This window comes from Acinetobacter sp., from assembly GCF_036659555.1.
In the GTDB taxonomy this organism is placed as follows: domain Bacteria; phylum Pseudomonadota; class Gammaproteobacteria; order Pseudomonadales; family Moraxellaceae; genus Acinetobacter.
Genome location: NZ_JAVXCI010000004.1, coordinates 1 through 21,862 on the forward strand (window position 1 = coordinate 1; position 21,862 = coordinate 21,862).

The 21,862-nt window shown below is 48.2% G+C and carries 20 protein-coding genes and 1 pseudogene; all 21 read left to right on the forward strand.

Annotation, left to right across the window (positions count from 1 at the left end):
• Positions 1-765 (forward strand): hypothetical protein (locus tag RSA72_RS01020; protein ID WP_332632644.1); only part of this gene is annotated, 765 nt, incomplete at its 5' end.
• 61 nt (positions 766-826) lie between these two features.
• Complete coding sequence (locus tag RSA72_RS01025) at positions 827-2,365, forward strand: hypothetical protein (RefSeq protein WP_332622543.1); 1,539 nt, start codon at positions 827-829, stop codon at positions 2,363-2,365.
• 3 nt (positions 2,366-2,368) lie between these two features.
• Positions 2,369-3,019, forward strand: a complete 651-nt coding sequence (locus RSA72_RS01030) for a hypothetical protein (RefSeq protein ID WP_332622544.1) — start codon at positions 2,369-2,371, stop codon at positions 3,017-3,019.
• 74 nt (positions 3,020-3,093) lie between these two features.
• Positions 3,094-4,737 carry a hypothetical protein gene (locus RSA72_RS01035; RefSeq protein ID WP_332622546.1) on the forward strand — a complete coding sequence of 548 codons (1,644 nt, stop codon included), beginning with the start codon at positions 3,094-3,096 and terminating at the stop codon, positions 4,735-4,737.
• Between the two features lie 15 nt (positions 4,738-4,752).
• The gene (locus RSA72_RS01040; protein ID WP_332622547.1) at positions 4,753-5,067 is read left to right on the forward strand and encodes a hypothetical protein; all 315 of its coding nucleotides are present in this window, start codon (positions 4,753-4,755) and stop codon (positions 5,065-5,067) included.
• A 59-nt stretch (positions 5,068-5,126) separates the two neighbouring features.
• Positions 5,127-7,967: a hypothetical protein gene (locus tag RSA72_RS01045; RefSeq protein WP_332622548.1), complete on the forward strand. Its 2,841-nt coding sequence runs from the start codon at positions 5,127-5,129 to the stop codon at positions 7,965-7,967.
• 613 nt (positions 7,968-8,580) lie between these two features.
• Positions 8,581-8,940, forward strand: coding sequence for a hypothetical protein (locus tag RSA72_RS01050; RefSeq protein ID WP_332622550.1), 360 nt, complete (start codon positions 8,581-8,583; stop codon positions 8,938-8,940).
• Between the two features lie 77 nt (positions 8,941-9,017).
• Positions 9,018-11,747 (forward strand): DEAD/DEAH box helicase family protein, encoded by a 2,730-nt coding sequence (locus tag RSA72_RS01055; RefSeq protein ID WP_332622551.1) that lies wholly within the window; start codon positions 9,018-9,020, stop codon positions 11,745-11,747.
• A 71-nt stretch (positions 11,748-11,818) separates the two neighbouring features.
• Positions 11,819-12,676 (forward strand): hypothetical protein, encoded by an 858-nt coding sequence (locus RSA72_RS01060; RefSeq protein WP_332632646.1) that lies wholly within the window; start codon positions 11,819-11,821, stop codon positions 12,674-12,676.
• A complete protein-coding gene (locus RSA72_RS01065) occupies positions 12,663-13,364 on the forward strand; it encodes a hypothetical protein (protein ID WP_332624131.1) in 702 nt (233 codons plus the stop codon). The genes RSA72_RS01060 and RSA72_RS01065 overlap by 14 nt, the downstream gene beginning before the upstream one ends.
• A 37-nt stretch (positions 13,365-13,401) precedes the next feature.
• Positions 13,402-13,581 (forward strand): hypothetical protein, encoded by a 180-nt coding sequence (locus tag RSA72_RS01070; RefSeq protein ID WP_332624130.1) that lies wholly within the window; start codon positions 13,402-13,404, stop codon positions 13,579-13,581.
• A complete protein-coding gene (locus RSA72_RS01075) occupies positions 13,578-14,849 on the forward strand; it encodes a leucine-rich repeat domain-containing protein (RefSeq protein WP_332624129.1) in 1,272 nt (423 codons plus the stop codon). Before RSA72_RS01070 ends, RSA72_RS01075 begins: the two co-directional genes overlap by 4 nt.
• A 171-nt stretch (positions 14,850-15,020) precedes the next feature.
• Positions 15,021-15,413 (forward strand): hypothetical protein, encoded by a 393-nt coding sequence (locus RSA72_RS01080; protein ID WP_332624128.1) that lies wholly within the window; start codon positions 15,021-15,023, stop codon positions 15,411-15,413.
• A gap of 333 nt (positions 15,414-15,746) precedes the next feature.
• Entirely contained in the window at positions 15,747-16,130 is a 384-nt protein-coding gene (locus RSA72_RS01085) for a hypothetical protein (RefSeq protein ID WP_332624127.1), read from the forward strand.
• A complete protein-coding gene (locus tag RSA72_RS01090) occupies positions 16,127-16,714 on the forward strand; it encodes an N-acetylmuramidase family protein (protein WP_332624126.1) in 588 nt (195 codons plus the stop codon). The genes RSA72_RS01085 and RSA72_RS01090 overlap by 4 nt, the downstream gene beginning before the upstream one ends.
• The gene (locus RSA72_RS01095; protein ID WP_332624125.1) at positions 16,711-17,097 is read left to right on the forward strand and encodes a hypothetical protein; all 387 of its coding nucleotides are present in this window, start codon (positions 16,711-16,713) and stop codon (positions 17,095-17,097) included. Before RSA72_RS01090 ends, RSA72_RS01095 begins: the two co-directional genes overlap by 4 nt.
• A complete protein-coding gene (locus RSA72_RS14570) occupies positions 17,078-17,224 on the forward strand; it encodes a hypothetical protein (protein WP_443098275.1) in 147 nt (48 codons plus the stop codon). Before RSA72_RS01095 ends, RSA72_RS14570 begins: the two co-directional genes overlap by 20 nt.
• 334 nt (positions 17,225-17,558) lie before the next feature.
• A pseudogene (locus RSA72_RS01100) lies at positions 17,559-18,295 on the forward strand (thermostable hemolysin).
• A complete protein-coding gene (locus tag RSA72_RS01105) occupies positions 18,199-19,866 on the forward strand; it encodes an AMP-binding protein (RefSeq protein ID WP_332624639.1) in 1,668 nt (555 codons plus the stop codon). Before RSA72_RS01100 ends, RSA72_RS01105 begins: the two are co-directional and overlap by 97 nt.
• A gap of 85 nt (positions 19,867-19,951) precedes the next feature.
• Positions 19,952-20,824 carry a TauD/TfdA family dioxygenase gene (locus RSA72_RS01110; RefSeq protein WP_332632648.1) on the forward strand — a complete coding sequence of 291 codons (873 nt, stop codon included), beginning with the start codon at positions 19,952-19,954 and terminating at the stop codon, positions 20,822-20,824.
• Positions 20,825-20,874: 50 nt separating this feature from the next.
• Positions 20,875-21,684, forward strand: coding sequence for an SDR family oxidoreductase (locus tag RSA72_RS01115; protein ID WP_332624059.1), 810 nt, complete (start codon positions 20,875-20,877; stop codon positions 21,682-21,684).
• Positions 21,685-21,862 lie beyond the last annotated feature (178 nt).

Genomic DNA, 21,862 nt, shown 5'->3' on the forward strand with positions numbered 1-21,862 from the left:
ACGCTGATGGCGATGATTCGGCCAATGGCCAGCCTGCTGGGGCAAAGCTTGGCGGATCTGCTGCCTAAAATTCCTTTACTGAATATCAGTATTCTTGAATTGATGGAAATGGATGCAAATGTCCTCAGGCAGCGGGTTAAAGATACCTTGAAGCAGCATGGGCAGGCATTTTTAGATGCATTGTCCGCCTTTCTGCCGCTGCCGATCTATTTTGGCTTGAGCATCCCGTCATTTGAAATCAATGCAATCATCAAAGCGGTTTATAATTTCAGCGGCGCCGGCTTGATTGAACTGGTGAAAGGCCTGATTGACCAGGTGCTGAGCAAGCTTAAGATCAATGCCGTTTTAACTTTGCCCAAGCTGCCGTCTTTAAAAGAACTGCAGGCCATGATTATGCAGACGGTCAAGGCAAAAATTGAAGCCGTTACCGGCGCCGTGGCCGAAGCCTTTGCAAATGAGTTTGAGGCGGTGAAACAGGCCATACAGGCCCTGAAAATGGACATAAATGCCGTCTTTGAAATGATCCGGTTTCCGCCGCTGCCGGCAGTCAAGTTTCCGTCCCCGTTTTACCCCGATTTCAGCTGTCTGGCGCTGGAGCTGCGCGAAGCGATGCAAATGTATCTGCAGGCCATGATGATGGCGGTGACGGAGCAGATTGTGAATTTCGTGAAAGCGGTCCTCAGCATTTTAAATATCCAGTTTCCCAGCGTCTGCATTGATATACCGGACAAAGAGGACATTCCAGATAACCCGAATGGAACTTAATACTTTCCGGTCTGCCCGGTTCAGCCAGAATTGACCCTAATTTTAGAATTATGGCTTCGGTATGGCTGCTTCAGACATCCTTTCATTACTGCTTGGGCCAAGCGCCGGCAGCATTCCTCAACAGCTGGCAAATGACAATCAGGAAACCATGGCGCAGATGTACGATGCCTTTGCGCCGTTTTCCCTCGGCACGAACTCGACGCCGCAAAACCGCAAAAGAACCCGCAAGGAAATCCTCACCAAATGGGAGCAGATGCTCCGTTTTGCGCCCGTTGCCGAAGGCATCGGCATCCATGTCACGGCAGCTTTAGGCGGCGATACCCACAACGGCCAGCAGATCTTCATTACGCCGGCAGAACGCCTGCGCGGAGAAAAGGGCCAAGCCGCAGATGCCCAGCTTGAGAAGCTGCAGAAGCGCATCAAGCCCATGGAAACGCTGCTGAACAGATACATCACCAAGATCTGTTCTGACGGCATTTCATTCGGTGATGCCTATGCGCGCATATACGGCAAAAAGGGAAAAGGCGTAACGGATATGCTTTGCAATGAGTATACCCATCCGCCCTTGATTCAGGCATTCGAGCAGGGCAGCAAAACCGTGGCGTTCTTTGCCCTGAATCCCAAGAACTGGATGAAGACCCTCACCAAACTGAGCTCAACCCAAATGGTTCGGCTGAAGATGCCCCGCATCGTGAACGTGCCGCAATTTGATTTAGTGGAAACAGGGCTGATTACCCAGATGCTGGAGGGAGATGACCCGGAAGAGCTGCCGATCCTGCCGGCGATGATCGGAGGCTCATTCCTGTTCGCCATTGAAAGCGCCTATGATGATGTGCTGCTGGCTTTAACTACCATGAACAGCCAGCAGGTCGCGGATGCCGTGAATCAAATGTTCCTGACGCTCAACATGGCCGGCATGCCTGAAGCGCAGCGCACAGCGTATGTCCGCGGGCTGGAAGGCATGATTCAGGAGCATGAAAAGTTTGTGAGGAATGCCCTGCAGGGCGGTGAAGGCGTATGGAACACCAAATACCATGTGCTGCCGACCTGGGATGAAAAGCAGATCCTGAATCCGGTGGGCGATATTAAGGGCCAGCGCAACTCGCCGATCAATATTGAAACATTCATGATCAATGTGCGCCTGCTGATGGGCGGCTTTGGCCTTGACCCGTCCATGGTCGGCTGGGCGGACATGCTGGCCGGCGGGCTGGGCGATGGCGCTGCCACGCTGACTTATTCCAGCCAAGTGATGCGCCGTTCAATGTGGATCAGGCAGTCAGCAGCGCAATTTGTAAATGACGTGATGCATCTGGACTGGGGCTATGCCTATAACGAGCAGTTTGATCCGCGGGACTATCCTTGGCAGGTTGAATTCTCAAGCAGCCAATCGGCAGCCGTCACCGAAGAAAACACCAATAAGCAGACGCAAATGAACACTTCACTGCTGAAAATTCAGGTGATCAACTCGCTGAAAGAGTCAGATCTTGCGGAAGAAACCATGCAGTATATTTTAGAGAAAGATGCCGGCTTCAACTATGACGATGCCAAGCGCGTGGCAGCGGATATAGCATCTTCCAGACAGCGGGGCGGGGCGGAGTAAGTCATGGGCACTTTTAACGGCGGCACATTGCCGGCCATCAGCATGGAAGTGGAATCGCAAGCGGCCGGGGGCATGTGGTCCGGCATGCCGATTAGTGAGGCGAAGGTTGAATATGAGGCTTTATATGCTTTGGGTACGCTTTCAAACATTCATTTTGGCGTAGAGCTGCAGCCTTTTGATCCCAATGGAGCACTTTTAAAAAAGAAGGTTTTTGACTCACTGATCCCGTTCTTTGATGAAAACTACAAGCTGCCTTGGCTATGCCAGAGTATTGATCTTTCGGTGCTGGATGCCCAGTCCGACAGCGCCAATGTCGGCAGCTTTCAGCTCAACTTCCTGACCGGAAACAGCTCCGGTGAAATCTCAATCCCATTCATCGAAACCCGGGACGGGGCAATACTGCACAGTGCAAATGCGGTCAAAAAAATTATGTTTCCAAAGGGTGAAAATGGCGGAACGCAGGCCCTGCCGAAAGATTACCTGATGCGGATGACCATTTATATTTATGACAGGCACAGCTATTCAACAAGAGTGTTTGAGGTTCAGCATCTGGTCGCCCTGCAGACAGCCGGCATCCCGCTTGATGTGACGAACCGCGGCGGCGTTGGGATCGTAACCCTTAATTTTATAAAAATGTTCCCCATGCTGAAGTGATTGGAACAGTTTAGGCCGGCGCGAAATTTAAAATGACAAAATTGCCTCAAGTACAAAAAATTGAGGCATTTTTTATGCGTAATCAGGATATTTTCAAAAAGCGCTGGGCGCCGCATCAGTCGCGCACCGTTGCCGGCTTTGACTCAGCCGTAAACAGCGGTTCATGCGCCATCGGCGTCATTCAGGGCGGATGCCGGACGCTGAATGCGATTGTCACTGAGGCTGCCACAGATGATGATCAGTGGCGCATCGTCAACCTGAAGGGCCGGACAGGGAATATTGCGGCATTTGATTCAGTTGCGGTACTGGGCGCCGTGGATGATGCGCAGGCTTCATCGCTGGCGGTTCTGCAGTTCGGCCGCATGTTTGATTCAGCGGTAGACAGTGTGATTGAAACCAATCCGCAGGGGCTGATGCGCCATTTGGCGGCGCCGTATTACCATAAAACCCCGAATATCATCCCGGAATGGCAGCTGGCCCAGCTTCAGGATGTCACATGCGCCACCGTGCCCGGCTGGGACGGAATCAACCTGACGTCCCATGACGGCCAGACCGCCAATTTAATGCTGGATCTGCAGCGCCATGATGACCATGGCGGCCTGCTGCAGGAATTTGACGGACTGGCGCCGCTGCTGGAATCGATTGGCGCAGTGTATGCGGATTTTGACTCCATTATTGTGGAATATCAGTATTTGGACAAATTAATGGGCATGCTGCACAAGACCATGCAGAGCACATCCAAAGGCGGCGTGAAGGTCCTGAATGTTGAGCAGAGCGAAAAGCCGTTCAAGCATAAAAAAGTGCTGAATGTTGCAGTGACCTACAGTTTTGAAGACGGCCAAAGCATCACAATCCTGTTTCACCATCCTGACCGCGAAGCCAAGAAAATTACGCCGCAGGACACGCTCTTATCCTGGAAGATCCTGATGAATAACCGCGATGTGACCGGGGCAATTCAGCCGAACCAGGGTGAAGGCATTGCAATGCCGGTGCTGGCCGGCCGGATCATGAAGCTGGTGAATCAGAACAGCGCCCGCTTTAAGCGCACTCAGGCTAAAAAAGCGGAAAATGCAAAAGCGCTGGCCGATGCCTTGCAGCGCATTGCGGAAAAGCAGGACCGGAAGGCGGCGCTTGATGCTGAAATTCAGGGGCTGCTGAATCAGCTGGATGAGGTTCAGAAAAATAAGGCAGCACCGCCGGCGGAACCGGCCAGCGGCGGCACAGGCGGTCAGCCGGCAGCGGCGCCTAAGGTGCCAAAAGACAAGTCATTCCCGCCTATTGAAGATTTGGGCGATGGATACTATCAGGCGTTCAAGAATGACAAGAAGATTGATTCCTGGACTGCGTATCTGCATACCGGCGGTGAGTGGGCAGTTTCGGCCAATAATGCCCAAACCCGCGCATGGAACCGTGGACATGGCGCGCCGCGGTTTTTTAAAACAGTTGAGGCAATGATTGTCCAATATCCTGCCTTTGGAGGGCTTGCTGAAATGCTGGAGGCATCGGGCGCCGGTGAAGGCGGTACAGGAAATTCGGATGATGCCGATTACTTGAATAAGGTGATTAAGGGCGAGGTGGACTTCACTCAGGCCAATGCCATTGAAGCGCAGCTGGAAGAAATCGGGAACCGCCTGCCGGCTGATTTGAGTGATCTGTTTGAGCAGGCTGTATCGTCGTATTCCGTTTACCAAGTCGGCCAAGCGTCAAAAATTCACTGATAGGATCTGCAGATTATGAATGCAATGGAAAAACTGAAGCTGACCAAAGAGCTGCGCGCTTTGATTGAAGCTATTCCAGACCAGAAAGGAATGGAAAAGCTCAGCAGCGCCAAGCGCCTGCGTGAACTGATTGAGCTTTTAGGCGGACCGGCTGCTGAAGCCGCCAGCGCGCTGTATCAATCCATTATTGACGGCAAGGCTGCCGTTTCTATTGAGCTGCTGCAGCAAGTGCGGGCTGAGGCTGAAAAAAACCTGCATGATCCGCTGCTGATTGAGGCAGTCAATGTATTGATTGCCCAAGTCAATGAAATGGTTGGAACAGCGGAATAATCCGGCCTGCAGCATCTTTCAGAATAGCCCTTCACTGGGCTATTTTTTTTGAGTATGTGATGAGTGATTTTGCAAAAATTGACAACATTCAGGATGAATCTGAAGTTTTAAAAACAATCGATAAATTAATCTCAAAAGTTGAGAATAATGAGATTGCTGAATGGGACAGCCAGCAGGCTGATCAAGATTTTCTTAAGATCCTTGAAGAAAATCAGGGAGATTTCATTAAATCTGCAAAATCTTATTTTTCTGAAAAACTCCAGTCAAAACAAGTTAGAACACAGATTGGCTTGGTAGCAATTAATTCAAAATCAAAAGGAAAGATGCTTCACCGGATGCGGCCAAATTCAGCTTTAATCATTCCCCGCATTCCAGAAATCCTAATGCACGGTAAAATTGGTGAACGGGAAGAATTGAATAAAGAGCGGTCTGATGATTTTGCCGCATTCTATACTTTTGAGAAAACAGTACAGATTAATGAGCTGAGTATTACGGCACGCATTAAAGTCGGTGAACTGCCAAACGGCTTGCTGGCATATTATCTTGCGGCAAAAAAAGAAGCTCCCGGTTTCGATTCCTCGTGGGTCGATGATAAAGAATCAAAGACGAGAGGTTTCGAACAGGAGCTTGCTTTCAATTCAATTGAAGCACAAGCCGATCAAGAAATCAACATTGAAATTCTCAGTATTACAGATAAGGAAGGTCATGAATTATCTGAAGAAGAAGTTTTCAAGACACTATTTAAGACTTTTAGCCCTGGTGTAATTAAAGGCCGTAGCAATAATGTTAAAACAGCCAAAGGAACCAAGGTTTCCACTGTTTTTGCCTTGCTTGAGTCTGATGAAGTCACCGCTTCGCATACAGCCGCCGGCGCTGAAAATCCAGAATACCCTCAGGAACTGCAGCCGCGCGACCGCAGCCGTGAATCCTCACAGGCCTGGGTTCAAAAAACGTCAAACGGATTAGATCCTGAAAGCCTTGGGCGTTCCGGCCGGGCCGATACCGGCGCCCCGATTGTCGGGGATGACTTGGCCGTTGAATCGGGCAATGGCCGCACTATGGCCATTCAGCTGGCGTATGCGCGCGGGCAGGCTGAAGAATACCGGCAATGGCTGATTGAAGAAGCGGAATATTTCGGCTTTTCCGCTGCGCAGGCAGAAAGCTTCAAGCAGCCCATACTTGTCCGCATCCGCACTTCAGAAGTGGACCGGGTTCAGTTCACGGTAGAGGCCAATCAGGACGATAAGCTGTCATTCAGCGCCACTGAGCGCGCGAAATCAGACGCCAAGCGGCTGGACGAAAACCTGCTGGCCTTATTTACTCCAGGCGATGACGGCGACCTGCTGACGGCCGGCAATCAGAAGTTCATTCATGGCTTCCTGAAATCCATAGGCGATACGGAAGCGGCCCAGTACATCACTACCGAAGGCAAGCCGACTCAGGCGCTGGTTGCCCGGATTAAGGCGGCCATTTTCAGCAAAGCCTATAACGATGACCGGCTGCTGGAAATGATGGCGGATCAAACAAAACCGGATCTGCAGAACATGCTGAATGCCTTAGGCGCCGCAGCGCCCAAGTTTATTGAAGCTCAAGCGGTTAGCCGTGGTGATATTCAGGATGTATCCAGCTCAATTGTAGACGGGATCGAGCAGGCGCTGGACAAGCGCGTCACCAATGCGATTATTGATGCCGCCAATACAATCCTTGCAGCCAAGCACAATGATCAGGACATTGCAGAGTTTGTTCAGCAACAGGGATTATTCGGCGGCTTGGCAGAGGGTGTGCCGGAGCTGGCCGTGTTCCTTTCAAAGAACAGCCGCAGCGCCAAAAAAATGAGCATGCTGTTTAAGGCAATGGCTGCGTTTGCCGAAAAGCAGGCGATTGATCAGCTGAATATGGGGCTGTTTGGAGAGCCAGAGCCAGTCAGCATTAAAGATGCGATCAGCTACGCCGTATCAGTGATCAATGACAATTACGGGGACAATGCCACGATCAGCATGTTTGACTCGGCGAATGAGCCATTCACGCTGTTTGATCAGCATGCCCATCAGGCAGCAACTTCTCCCTACAGCCGCGCCAAGCTGCCGGATCAGGCGAGCTTGATTGCCGGCAAATACCGCAAAGGCGCCGTGCAGATTGGCGGACTGAATATTGCAATTGAAAATCCTGCAGACTCCGTCCGCGCCGGCACAGATCCCGGCGGCAAAAAGTGGGAAGTCAAAATGCAGCATCACTATGGCTACATTGAAAATACAATGGGCGCGGATGGCGATGAAATCGATGTGTTTGTTAAAAACCACTTGGATTCAGTACCGGAACAGGCCTATATCATTCGGCAGCTGAATGCCGCTGGCGCCTTTGATGAGCATAAAATCATTATCGGCGCTGAATCTGAGGATGAGGCTAAACAGATCTATCATTCAAATTTTGAAGCGGGCTGGCAAGGCTTCGGGAGCATTCAGCGGATTGCCATGGCGGATCTGCCGCAGAAGCTTCAGCACACCTGGTCTGAGTTTGATTCATGGGCAGCAGACGGCAGCTATGAGCATATTCCGTTAAAGCAAATTGTCACAGACAAGGCGCTTAAGGTGGACGAGAGCAAAATCAACAAAGAAGATCCGGTGTTGGTGATTGAAAAAGGGCATAAGTATTATCTTGTTGTCGGGCTGGAGCGGCTGAAGCTGGCCGCCCAGCGGCATGAAAACCTGGTGCCGGCGATCATTTTTGATGACAGGAATGTGAAGAGCAAAATCATTCAGAATGCCCTGAAAAAGGCCGGCAGTACCGTTGATACGGTTGCCCTTGCTGCCTTGATTGTGGATGAGATGGAAAAAAGCTTAATTTCCAGTTTTGATTCAGCATCCAATCCATTGTTTGAGATCCTTTACCAGCCCAGCTGATTGGAACAGTCAAAAAACAGGCATCCTTACACCCTTAACATGGTCAAATTGAAAGCCTGTGTTGAGGGTTGTATGTTCTTTTTTGAAAAAAATTTCATTTTAAAATCAGAGAACGTCTTAAGTTCTCTAGACAAACTGATTGCTGCCTTGAAAAATAGCAATCAGATCACTGAATACTACAGAAAGCTGTTATCCGGTGAAATCGCTCTGGATTTAAGCGCTGCGAAACAGGCGCTGATTTATGCCCGGCAGGATGAAGATAATGAGCTGCTGGAAAGCCTTGCCAAATTTGTGCATGCGCATGCGGTCAGCAATTTGGATGAAGGCCTGCGCTCATTCTTAATTCAAAGCGCGCCGGGCAGCTCAGTTGAATCTTTGGAACAGGCTGCTGCATTTTATGCCTGCGAGAATGAATTAAGCGAATATGTCACGAAGAAAGGCAAGCCGCTGCTTGTCATTTCTTTGCACGGCATTTCGCTGAAAACCGCCAAAGAATATGACCCGTATGCCTTTATCTATAACGGTCATACCGTAGTCCGCGCAAAACACTTGCCTGAAATAAATGAAAATTTACTCACTGATGATCAGAAATTAGTAAAAGGGGTTTTATCTAATGCTACAGATACCGATGCAGGTTTGGCACAGCTTGGCGGACTTCGCCGCGGATCAGGAGGATCAGCAGCTCTTGATGCTGAGCCAGGAGGAGCTGCAGCGGCGCCTTCACCAGCAGGAGCAGCAAATGCTGAGCAAGGGATACTCGGAAACAGTGATACTGGCTTACCAGCATCACATGATGCAGGTTTACTTGATGGAGGAAATCATCGAGATGAACCTGCAGGCGGGGGAAGTCCAGCCGCTGATACAGGGCATGACAGCAGCCGAAGCGGCGGCGGCAAGCGCCAGCGATCACCTGTTAAGCAGTCAAGAGATCGATCAGTTATACGGGCTGCTCATTCAGCTAGAGCTGCCTTAGATGCAAAAGAGATCCTGCAGAAGCAGGCCGAAAATGTAGCGACTGAATGGGGAAGCCTTGAGAATATCCAGGAGGCATTGCCTTATCTGCTGCCTGAGCAGCAGGGGGATGTCGTTAAGGCTGAACAGCGCTTAATGGTTGATAACCAGAATGGCATTTTATTCACGAACGGTACGGGGACGGGGAAAACCTTCACTGGGCTGGGCGCGGTCAAGCGCGCAGTCAATGCGGGCTTAAAGAATGTATTGATTGTGACTTTAAGCGATAAAATTGCGCGTGATTTTGTGAAAAGCGGCAAGCCTCTGGGCCTGAACATTTATCAGCTTAAAAATTCTCAGGATAATGGCGGGCAAATCAGCAATATCGTTGTCACCACTTTTGCGAACTTCGGGTCCAACGGATCATTGGTTCATAAGCAGTGGGATTTAATTGTTGTTGATGAATCGCATACGCTTTCGCAGAGCGCGGACGGCGAAGCGACGAATGCCTTAAGAAAGCTTCGCGCGCTGTCGGGACACCATGCAGGCTTTGATGAATGGGCCAGCACTAAGTTTGCTGACCAGTACCCGAAAAAAATCAATGATCAGGACATTCCAGCAGAAGCATGGTCTGACTGGGAAAATTTGATCAAGGATCACCGGGAAGCCTGGAGAAACAGCTGGAAAAATCAAACGGGAAAACGCGCAAAAGTGATCTTTTTATCCGCTACGCCTTTCAGCTACCTGAAAAGTGTTGATTGGGCGGAGGGCTATTTATTTCATTACAGCGATCCGTCCGCGGCATTTGAAAATGATTCATCCCGGTACAATGCCGGCAGCGCGCGCGATAAATTTTATATGGAAAAGTTCGGCTTCCGCATGCGCTACAACAAGCTGACGCGCCCGGACGGCAAAGTTGACAGCGGGGTCATGGAGCGCCAGTTCGCGGAAAGCCTGAAAAGCTCAGGCGCGCTTTCCGGCCGCGATCTGGTGCTCAACTATGACTATGACCGCAAGTTCGTCCTGATCCGCTCAAAAGCGGGCCAAGCAATTGATGAAGGGCTGAATTTCCTAAGTGATGCAAAAGATGATGCTGGAAATCGCCGTTTTCAGAATTTAAGCGCACTGATTCAGAAACGCTTTGATTATCTGTCCCGCCGCAGGCTGCTTGAGGCGATTAAGGCAAATGAAGGCTTAGGCTTCATCAAAAAGAATCTGGCCTTAGGCCGCAAAGCGGTTATTTTTCACGACTACAATGACGGCGGCGGATTCAAGCCGTTTGCGGTGAATCAGGGCGGATTCAATCAGGCTGATAATTCCCATGCAGCAGAGCGTGAGTATGAGCAATTTGTGAAAGAGCGGCCGGATCTGGTCGCCCTGTCGTTTGACTACCCTTCACCTATTCAGTCATTGAAAGCTGCATTCCCGAAAGCGCTGCTATTTAACGGCCGCGTTTCAAAGCAGGACCGCCAAAAGAATGTAGACCTGTTCAATGATGACAGTGCGGGTTTTGACGTCCTGATTGTCCAGTCAGATGCCGGTTCAACCGGTATCAGCCTGCATGACACAACGGGGAAATATCCGCGCGTTATCGTGAATATCGGGCAGCCGGTCAAGCCGGCAAAGCTGCGCCAAACGGAAGGGCGCATTTACCGGGTCGGCCAGTCATCCAATGCGATTCAGCGCTACATGACGACCGGAACCGGCTGGGAGCGGGCTGCATTCGCGGATACGATTGCAGGGCGCGCTGAAACAGTAGATAACCTTGCAAAAGGCAGTGATGCTCTGGTCAGCATTAAAGAGGCTCTGATCCGCGCCTATGAGGAAGCGGACTACTATGAACCCAGCGCGCTGGATGGTGTCGGCGGCAAGGCTTATGACGAGGAAAATGCGCGCATCGCTAAGCTGACGCCGTTTGATCAGGCCTTGACTTACTATTATGCCAAGGGCAAGCGCACTGAAAGCCGCCGGAACCGGGAAGGCAAGGAGTGGTACGCCACGCCTGAGCCTCTGGGCTATAAGATGATTGAGTGGGCGGGAGTGCATGCCGGGGATGAAGTTCTTGAGCCAAGCGCCGGCGATGGCGCGATAGGCAGATTTGTCCCTTCTGATGCGAACTTGACGATGGTTGAGCCGACAGAATCCTTGGCAAGCCGTGCGAAAATGGCGAATACCGGCGCCAATGTGATTGTTGACGCTTTTGAAAGCCTTGGCACAAACAATAAATATCATGCAATTGTGATGAATCCGCCGTATGGCAATGCAGGATCTATCGCCATTAAGCATGTGATGAAGGCATTTGAGCACTTATATGATGGCGGCCGCATTGTCGCGCTTATTCCGCGCGGCGCGATGGATCAAAAGCTTTCGGACTGGCTTGGCGCCAAAAAGGATGCATATGTGACGGGAACCATTGAGTTGCCGCAAAGCACGTTCAAGAATGCCGGCACTGGCGTAATGACCAGAATCGTTTTAATCGAAAAGCACAGTGATCCTCAGGATGTGCCAAGGGAGAAGAATTACAACTTTACCCATGCTGCAAGTCCAGAGGAACTGTTTGATATGGTGCGCGATAAAGGCATGCATCCGCGCAAACTGCGGATTGATGAGCAGCTTGCCGGCTATCAGCTTTATGTCCGCCCTGAGCGCAGCAGCTATGTTTTCAACGGCGATGGCCTGAGCAGTCCGGCTATCAAGCAGGCTGTATTGAGCTTCTGGGGCGCTGAAGAAAATCAATACGGTGAAATTGTGATGCCCTATAACAAAGCTGCTGAAATTATCAAAAAAATTAAGCAGCATGAGAATGAAGGCCTGAAGCTGGCATCTTAAGATTGGAACTGCAGAGGCCAGCTTCAGCCCGGCCTTGAGAAAATAGCCCTGTTTAAACCAGGGCTATTTTTATGGGAAATTCTCTTGCGCAAGTGCCGGCAGCCAATGCTCCAGCAGCATCGCAGCCTGAGCGCATGAACGCGGACCCTTTTTGGGGGAGCGTTTCAAAGCATAAATTTGCGGAATTCAATATCTGCACGGTTTCCCGCGACGAAAACGGCAATCAAAGGGTTGAAGTGGATTCAAGCCAGCCGACGATCCGCGCTTTCCTGACCGATGGCGACAAGACCATGGAAAGCCAGTGGCAGACGCCCTTTGAAAACTCCAATCCTGAACTGAAAATGCCGATGCTGATGGCCGGCCTGCAGAATGGCCAGACGATTGCTTCATTGGGATCGGTTGCCGGAGCAGCAATGGGCGGGCTTCCCGATGAGATGGTTAACGGATTAGTATCGGCAGCGCAGCCTATTGCGGAATGGGCCAAATCTGTTGAGGGAAAAACCAACTTAAACAAAGTGAATACAACGCAGGTATTCCTGTCCACGGCTTCCGTACGCCTGAACCTCAGTCTGTTTTTCATCGCACTCTGGGATGCCAAATTAGAAGTTGAAAACAAAATCATGCGGCTGGAGTCCTGGGCTGTACCGGCGCAGCTGTCTCAAGGCACGCTGCTGACAGACGTTTTGTCTGAAGGCGCTGAAGGGCTGTTTTCCGGGATTATTCCGCCGTATGTCTCACTGACGACACACGGCAAAACATATTGGCCTTTTATTATCGAGAGTGTCTCTGCACCGATTGTCACGCCGATTGATGAACACGGGAACCGTCTGAGCCTTGCGGTGAATATCAGCATGATGAGCCGGGCGGCGTGGGATGCTCAAGATGTCCGCAATCTTTATGGAGAAAAACTGAACAATGCTTACCTTTGATCCAGTGCCGGTCGGCAATAACACGTACCAAATGCAGGAAATCATCTTCAATGATTCTCTGAAAGTTGCGGTAATCGATAAAAGCCTGAATGAAAAGCGGATCAGCGCCTTTCTGTCGCATGTTCTGGCCAATGCAGAATTGCCCCTGAAAATGACGGTGCAGGAGCGCTACTTTTTAATGCTGAAGTATGTGGAAAAGCAGTCAAATACACTTTTTTCCAGCGATACGGACTTTTCAGCCTGTTTTTTGAATACGGACAGCGATTGGCTGCCTGAACGCACAATCAATGGCATTACTGTGCGCCAGCTGACCGGCAGGGAGGCAGAATATCTGGAAGAGCACTGCGCGAATGCCGCGGAATGGATTGCATGCATGCTGGCCTTTCAAATCAGCTATGACGGGCATGAAAAGCTGTCGGAACTCCCGGACCGCAGCGCCAATGACAGTGAATTTATCAGGCAGTTCTCTGGGCGGTTGGCATTTTTAAAGCAGCAGACCCAGAGCGATTTTGATTTGATCTATCAGGATTTCATTACGATCAACAATCAGTTATTCACCATGCTTCATCTGAATGTCAGCAATCAGGGCTTGGTCATTTCAAGAGGTGCAGATGACGCGCCGCTTCGATTTCGCCCCGCTGCCGCCTTTTTCGGAATCATCAAAGAACTGGATCAGTCATTTGCTTAGCGCCGTGCAGGATCTAGCCAGCCGCTGCGGGATGTCAATGCATGAGGCGCTGCAGCTGCCGGTGAGTTTTGAGGCTTACTTTTATGCATCCGATGCCTGGGAAAAGAAGAAGGCTGAAATTGAAGCGGAAGCTCAAAAGCACAATGCATTCATAAAAATGGGCAATGAAATTATTAAGGCCATAAGCAATTCGGGATCAGGAAGAAAGAAAAGATGAATACCACAAAAATTTTAGGCGAAGCGGTCAGTATCCAGCGTCAGGACATTATTGACCGCACCGAAGAGCAAACTGCAGAGGGCCTGACGGGCGCCGTGATCTTAGGCCGGTTCAAGCGCGGCCGGGTGGATGCGCCGATGGCCATTCATCAGGGCAATATCCGCGGGCAGCTGGGCCATGACCCCAAAAACCCGGACTACATCGCCGTGCAGGACTGTCTGGATGCTGGTGTGCCGAGCGTGCAGGTGCTGCGTTTAGGTCAGAATGAAGAGGATGACGGCAGTGAGACTGATCCTCCTGACGGCAAAGACCGCTTTGTCATCAGCTGTACGCCTCCTGAGGTGCAGCAGAGGATTGTCCTAAATAAAGTACGCGATACGCTGCCGTTCCTGACATTCAATAATGTTGTATTCGACATCTATATTAATGGCCTGCCTGCAGCGTCTAGCGCTGTACTGCTGGATGCTGCAGCGATGGATCTAGTCGGTTTAAAAGTTGAAGACTTGGCCGGGAACGGCCGGAAAATCTCAATCACGCCAAAATCAGACAGACATAGAGCATTTGAGCTGAGGCCAACATTTATGCCTTCATTTACGGATGACACGGATATAGAAGAGGGTCATGCAGTAGTCGAGAACAGCAGCTTCCACTTTTGCTTAGCTTCCAAGCCATCGCCAGCCGAAAACTGGGATATTAAATATCTGGTCAATGGATCTTGGATTTATGAATCAACTGGCCCGATCGTTGAGCAAGATGCCAATCGAAATACATTGTATAGAAATACAGCTACTGCACTGGTCATAGCCGATACTGTTACAGAGCTTGGTGCGGGTGCATTTGGAAATTGGTCTAATCTTACATCTGTAGAATTAGGTCAATCTCTTAAATCAATTGCTAATTCAGTATTTGTAAATTGCTCGAATTTGACTGAATTCATATGCCCTAATAGCTTAGAATCATTAGGATACTCAGCTCTAAGCAATTGTAATAAAATTAAATTAATCGAGTTCGGGACTAGCTTCATTTCGATAGGAAGTTCAGCTCTTGTAAAATGTACTTCAGTAGAAACAGCAGTATTTAGAGCTAGAGTCATGCCTACAATAGGGAATTATGCATTCGGGAACGGCGGTACTGGCAGCGGTCCTGAACCTACTGCTGTCTATGTTCCTGATGATCTGTTTGCTGAATATGAAAATGCAATCTGGCATCTTGCGCGGATAACCACATTTCTGCCGTTAAGCACTTATGAATCTCAAAATCCTGATTAAGCGTTAAACAAAATTACCTTGGCCGTGATCCACATTGAAAGTCCGTTCTCTGACGGAGAATTTGACGAGTCGCAGGTCATCGTGGGTAGCGCACAAGCCTAATTGGAACAGGCATTTTTTACTCTTTCCAGCTGGGGCCAGAATAACGGTAAAACTAAGGCTGGCAAATTTATGAACACCACAAAAATTTTAGGCGAAGCGGCCGGCATTCAGCGTCAGGACATTATTGACCGCACCGAAGAGCAAACTGCAGAGGGCCTGACAGGCGCCGTGATCCTGGGCCGCTTCAAGCGCGGCCGGGTGGATGCGCCGATGGCCATTCATCAGGGCAATATCCGCGGGCAGCTGGGCCATGATCCCAAGAACCCGGACTACATCGCCGTACAGGACTGTTTGGATGCCGGTGTACCCAGCGTGCAGGTGCTGCGCATTAAAGCAGGCATGGGGGATGCTGTTTGTGCAGGAGCTACCCAGAAAGTGACATTGGGCATGATTACAGGTGAAGGATATTATGACGTCAAGATCAACAATGTTTTATATGAAGGTGTTGTTGGCTTCAGGTAAAGCCGCTTAGTTCAGGTTTTGAGGAAATTGCGCCTGTTAACGGGATTTATAATGGGGTTGGGTATGCCTCATTCTATAACCCTGCGGGCAGCCATGCAGATATTGAGATCATCATTACAGATGCCAGTCCAATAGATCAATATATTGTAGATCCTGTATATGGTGAAAATAAAACCGTGGTTCTTGATCCGCCTTCCAAAAAAGCAGTTTTTTGCTTGGATTAACCACTGCGCTTTTAAGCCCGCTTCGGCGGGTTTTTTATTGGAACAAGCTTTATTTGCCTGATTGCTTCGGCGACACAATAGCCATATCAAAAATATAGGTGTATTGGGGATGCAGGAAAGTACAATTCCGTGGGTAATCAAAGTGATTCCGGCAGTCGTCGGCGCGATTCTGGCTTTGGTGCTGAGCGGGGACATTGATAAAACGGGGAAAATTCAGGTTTCCATGAGCGTCATCGGCAAGTTTCTGGCGAGCGTAACGGTCAGCCTGTATGGCGGTTCGGCATTTATTGAGCACTTTGAAATGCTCAAAACGTCCACGATGTATCAGGGCTTTATCATGCTCATGTTCGCGGTGTTCGGCCTTTTAGCCATCGGCATTCTGTACCAGTCGATTGCGCTGCTGAAAGGCAAGCCGCTGCCTGAGGTGATTTCTGAAATTAAAGCAGCATTCCTCGCAATTTGGGGAAATGGCAAGGGCGGGAATGATTCATGAGCAAGAAACTGACCGATGCGCAGATAGGCGCTCAGGCGAAAGCGCTGGGTGTAGAAGCAGCGGCTTTAAAGGCGGTTCATGAAGTAGAGTGCCGGGGATCAGGGTTCAATGCTGACAATACTCCGGTGATTCTGTTTGAGCGTCATGTGATGCGCCAGCGCCTGATTGCGAATGGCCAAGCAAAAACAGTTGATGTGATGATGGCCAAATGCCCGGATCTATGCAACACATCCGCAGGCGGCTATGGCCTATATTCTGCGCAGCATGTCCGTTTGGCTGCGGCAGCCGAATATCACCGCGAATCGGCGCTGGAGTCTGCAAGCTGGGGTCTTGGGCAGGTGATGGGCTATCACTGGAAATCTCTGGGCTATAAGTCGCTGCAGGCTTTCGTCAATGCGATGTATAAAGACGAAGCTTCACAGCTGGATGCAATGTGCCGCTACATTAAAGTGAATGGCCTGATCAGTGCCCTGAAAAATAAGGACTGGAAAGCATTTGCGCGTGGGTATAACGGTGCTGCTTATGCCAAAAACAGTTATGACGTAAAGCTGGCCAATGCTTATAAAAAGTGGAGCGCTTCATGATTGATGCAATGCTGGCGCCACTTTACAAATGGATCATTCTGGCACTGCTGATATTTATTGCCGGGTATGTTCTTTACTGCAACAGCTTGGCCGGTGATCTGCGTAAAGCAGAACAGATCTGCAGCGGCAGGATTAGCGCTGCCGTTGCGCCGTATATTGCTGCGCAAGATGCCTTGCAGGAGGAAGTGAAAAGGGCGGATGAAGCGCTGATTGAAGAACAGCAGAGAATAAAAATTGAATTCCGGGATATCAAACATGAAACGCAGAAAATTATTGAACGCGATGTGTTCCGTGACTGCAGGCTTACTCCTGACAGCCTGCAGCTCGCCCAGCGCGCCAACGAAATTGCAAATTCCAGCAGCAATGCTGGTGCCGTGCGATAAAACTGCTGCATTGAAAACAGGTGGAATGGGAGAGCTTTACACCCGCTACATTGAGAATCTTGAGATTCATGCAGAATGCGCCAGCAAAGTGAATGCCTGGATTGAAATTGGAGAAGCCCTCAAGTGATTAATACGGATTTCTTTTACGCATAAGATGATGATACGAGCATAGCGCTGACTGCAGCTTTATTTATAATAGAAAGCCTGCTGTCAGCGAGATTATTAAACTATATATAAGCATAGGTGATTATAATTTTATTGGTGATATTGATTATCATTGATTTTTATTTTAAGTGGGTATATTAAAAATATTTTTTATTACTTATGTTTTTTATTTTTTTATAAATTATTAATTTTATTTACTTTAATTTGCTTTTGTTTTGTGATGTATTTTTATTCTTAAGGGAATTTTAAGCTTACAGTTTTATTTTTTTCTTATTATGTTTTTATGAGAGATGATAATGACTACATTCATATTTAAAAATTCCTCATCTAATAAGATTAACTATTTAGACTCAGATTTATATAACTCAAAATATAAAAAAGAACGATTTATTAAAACTGATTCAGATAAAAACTGTGTGGAAGCATTGCCTAAGGTATCGTTCAAAAATGCACTCATCAGTTTGGACGTTAAAACTTTAGACCGCCGCCGTACATTAGAGCGGGTGCGCGTTGAAAGTTTTATCAGTGACAAATATAAAGAAATCCATAATGCATCACTTTCTGAGTTTTTTTCAACACTGTTTGCCGGCTATACCGAAAATAGGATGCAAGTGGCAATTGGGATGGAAAATTTAAGCGGGAAAGATGCTTTTCTTGAACAATATCTGGAAACGCCGGTGCAGGTGAGCCTGGAAAAATTTACCCAAAGTAAGGTTTCAAGGGACAAGCTGGTTGAAATCGGAAATTTGGCTTCTCTCAATATGGAAAATGCAAAACTGATGGTTGCTTTTCTGGTATTCCATTTAAGCCGGCAAAAAGTTGAATGGGCTGTATGTACAGGCACAGTTGCTGTCCGCTATGTTTTGCAGCAGATGAGGCTGCATTTCATGTCATGGATAAAGCGGATCCAAACGCGCTAGGCGCAGCCCAGAAGCAATGGGGAAACTACTATCAGCAAAAGCCGCTCGTGCTGGCGATAAATGTGGCCGAAGCATTGGCCGTAACTCAGGAAATATACGACTCCAATTTCTAAATATTCATGAAACTGGGTGGATATCCAGCTTCAAACTTGGATTTCTGAAGATGATAAAAAAATTATTTGATTCAATTGCCTATCATGCAAGATATAGCCCGGAAAGCGAGGCGCTGGTGACTGCGGATCAAACAGTTAGCTATGCTGATTTGCAAATGCAAGTTGACCATCTGGCTGCTGAACTGATGCAGATGAAAAGCGGGAATCTTGCGATTTGCGGGAGCAACAGCATCGAATGGATTGTGATGGATCTGGCTGCAAAAAAAGCCAATATAACGGTTGTTCCGATTCCGCTGTTTTTCAGCAAAAATCAGATCCAGCATCTGCTCAATGATAGCCGCGCAGATACAATTTTCATGCCTGCTGCATTCGGTAATGCTAATGAGGGGATTGAATGGCTGGAAGAGCTGAAAGCCAGCAAGACCATAAAGCATATTTCAGCTGCAAATACTGTAAAGGGTCAATTTATCCATTTGGCTGATAAAAAAGGTCTGAGCGCACATAGCCAAGCAAGTTCAGATTTTGTAAAGCCGTCGAAAATAACCTATACCTCCGGCAGTACTGGAACGCCTAAAGGCGTCTGTCTGGGAGAGGATACCATTGATTCAATTACACAATCGCTGAGCAATGCGCTGGCCTCACGCCAGCTGGGGCGCCATTTATGCCTTATTCCTTTTACCACGCTGCTGGAAAATATAGCGGGAATATATGTGGCACTGAGCATGGGCAGATCATTGGCCGTAGGAGAGGTAAGTCAATTCGGATTAATCTCAAATCATGAATTTAAAGTCCAGAATTTCGCTGATGCCGTAAATGAATATCAAATTGAAAGCGTCATTCTGCTGCCGCAAATGCTTAAAGCCATTGTGGAATACATTTCAGTGCACAGTCCTGAGGATTTCAGCAGCTTGAAATTCATCGCCGTCGGCGGCGGAAAAGTTGCTCCAGATTTGCTGATGCAGTGTGAAAAGCTCGGGCTTCCAGTATATGAGGGCTATGGCTTATCTGAATGCGCTTCTGTGGTGAGTCTGAATTTACCCAATGCAATTAAAATAGGAAGTGTAGGCCGGCCATTGCCGCATGTGGAAGTCAAAATAACTCCAAGTGGCGAGGTGCTGGTAAAGGGTAATGCCATGCAGGGCTATTTGAATGAACTCCCTGCAAGCCAGTATATCCATACCGGTGATGCGGGTTTTTTTGATGAAGACGGCTACTTATTTATCACCGGACGCATTAAGCAGATTATTGTCAGCAGTTTTGGCCGGAATGTCTCTCCGGAATGGGTGGAATCCAATAGCGCAAGTGAGCCTGAAATTAATCAGATTGCTGTTTTTGGTGAAGCGCAGCCGCATTTATCCGCAGTGATTTATGCCAAAGACTCAGTGTCAAACAGTATGGTTGATCAGGCAATACAAAAAGCCAATGCCCGCATGCCGGATTATGCCCGCATTCAGCATTGGTGCCGCGCTGAAGAACCGTTTTCTTTAGCAAATGAAATGCTGACAGATAATGGAAAATTGCGCAGAAATGCTATTCAGCAGCGTTTTAAGGCAGATTTGTTGCTGAATTAGCGTACTGATAAATTTTCCGGAAAATTAAAACTATTTCTGCTTCAAGCGAAAGCTGGGCGATAAGCGGCAACAGTGAGATAGAAAGATGAAACAAGCTGTGATGAATGCGGATGAGAAAGAACTTCTCCCAAAGTCTGCAAGAAAAGAAATCAAAGCCGCTTTAACCGAAAACGGCTGGGTTCTGCTGAGAAATGAAAACTATGACGTGGCCAGTTTCAGCCAGCTGATGGCATCATTATGCCAAAAGCTGACTTACGACCCGGCGCGTGAAAATATCACGCAGCAATCGCAAAAAGTGGATGCAGGCACTCATGCTGTAGGGCTGCATATTGAAAATGGAACTACGCCATTGCCGCCGGATATTATTGCCTTTTTCAGTGCATTAAGCGCTTCGCAGGGTTCTCAAACTACAGTATGCGATGGCCATTTGGTTTGGCTGAATTTGCCGGATAGCTTAAAGGAAAAATTTTCAGCGCCGATGACGATCAGCCGGTATCTGCCCAAAAATATTTGGCAAAAATATGTTGCAGCTGCTTTGAATATCAAGATGCCTGAAGAGACGACCTGGAATGATTTGCAGCGTTTTGCAGGCATGATTCCTGGCCAAAGCATCAGCCCTGCAGAGAATGGCGGAATTGAATATGGCTTACAGGTGAATATGATCCGGCATGATAATTTAAAGGGCATTCCTGCATTTGCAAATACATTATTAGGGCCGTCCTATAATTATCAAAAACCGCGCTACCATTTTGCCGATGGCTCGGAAATCAGCCCGGATTTAATTTCAGAACTGGCAGGCCTCTGTGAAAAATTTACTGCTGAAATTAATTGGCAGGACGGTGATCTGGCCATTATTGACAATAAGCGCTTTATGCACGGCAGGCGTGAAATTCTTGTCCCGCTGGAAAACCGGAAGCTGTACATCAGCATGGGCCTAGGAATGAATCATAACTTTTAATTTGGCGTGCGCATATTGCATAACTATTTTTATATTCAGTGAGAAAAACTATGTCTAATTTAACAGCTGTTATTGTTGGGGCAACAGGAGGCATTGGCCAAGCCATTGCAAATACTTTAGGAAAAAAAGGCATTAACCTTGTTTTAGCAGGCAGGAATGAAAGCATGCTTAAAGAGATGCAGGCTAAACTTGCGAAGAGCTATCCAGACATCAAGTTAAACTGCTTATGCTGTGACATATCCAAACCGGAAAGCCGTCAGCATTTCATACAGGCGCTTTCCGTACTGAATACGCCGATCAACTATTATATTAATAATGCCGGAATAAATGATTTTGCTTTATTCTCAGATCAGCAGGATGCAATGATTGAAAGAATGATGATGGTAAACGTAGTGTATCCGCTGGAACTGATTCAGCAAGTTATCCCGCTGATGTCGGCAGTGAACCCCAGTCAAATTATCAATATTGGCTCCACTTTCGGAAGCATTGGCTATCCTGGCTATGTCAGCTACTGCGCGAGTAAATTTGCACTAAGGGGGGCAACAGAAGCGCTTGCGCGGGAATACTGCACAACGGTGATTAAGTTCAGATATTTCTCTCCCCGCGCTACCAGCACGGCAATGAATAGCCTGGCGGTGATTCAGATGAATCAGAAATTGGGAGTACAAATGGACAGCCCCGAGCTGGTTGCAGAAGAATTGTATAATTTTCTTCAGCGTGATCAGCAATCTTATCAGGTTGGTTATCCAGAAAAGATATTTGTAAAAGTGAATCAGCTTTTACCCCATGTAGTCTCAGGCTCTATTGAGAAAAATATATCCACAATCCAGCATTATGCAAAATCCTGCAATGAGACATGATGGATTTGAGCTTAAACAGCTGCCAGCTTATGACTATGAGCATATGTTTGAGTTGAGGACCTTGCCACATCAAAGATATGCATTACTGAAATAACAAAATAGACTGTCCGAAAGGACGGTTTTTTTACAGCAAAGAAGTATAAATTTTGAAATTCATTGATTGATTCAAAAAATTGCG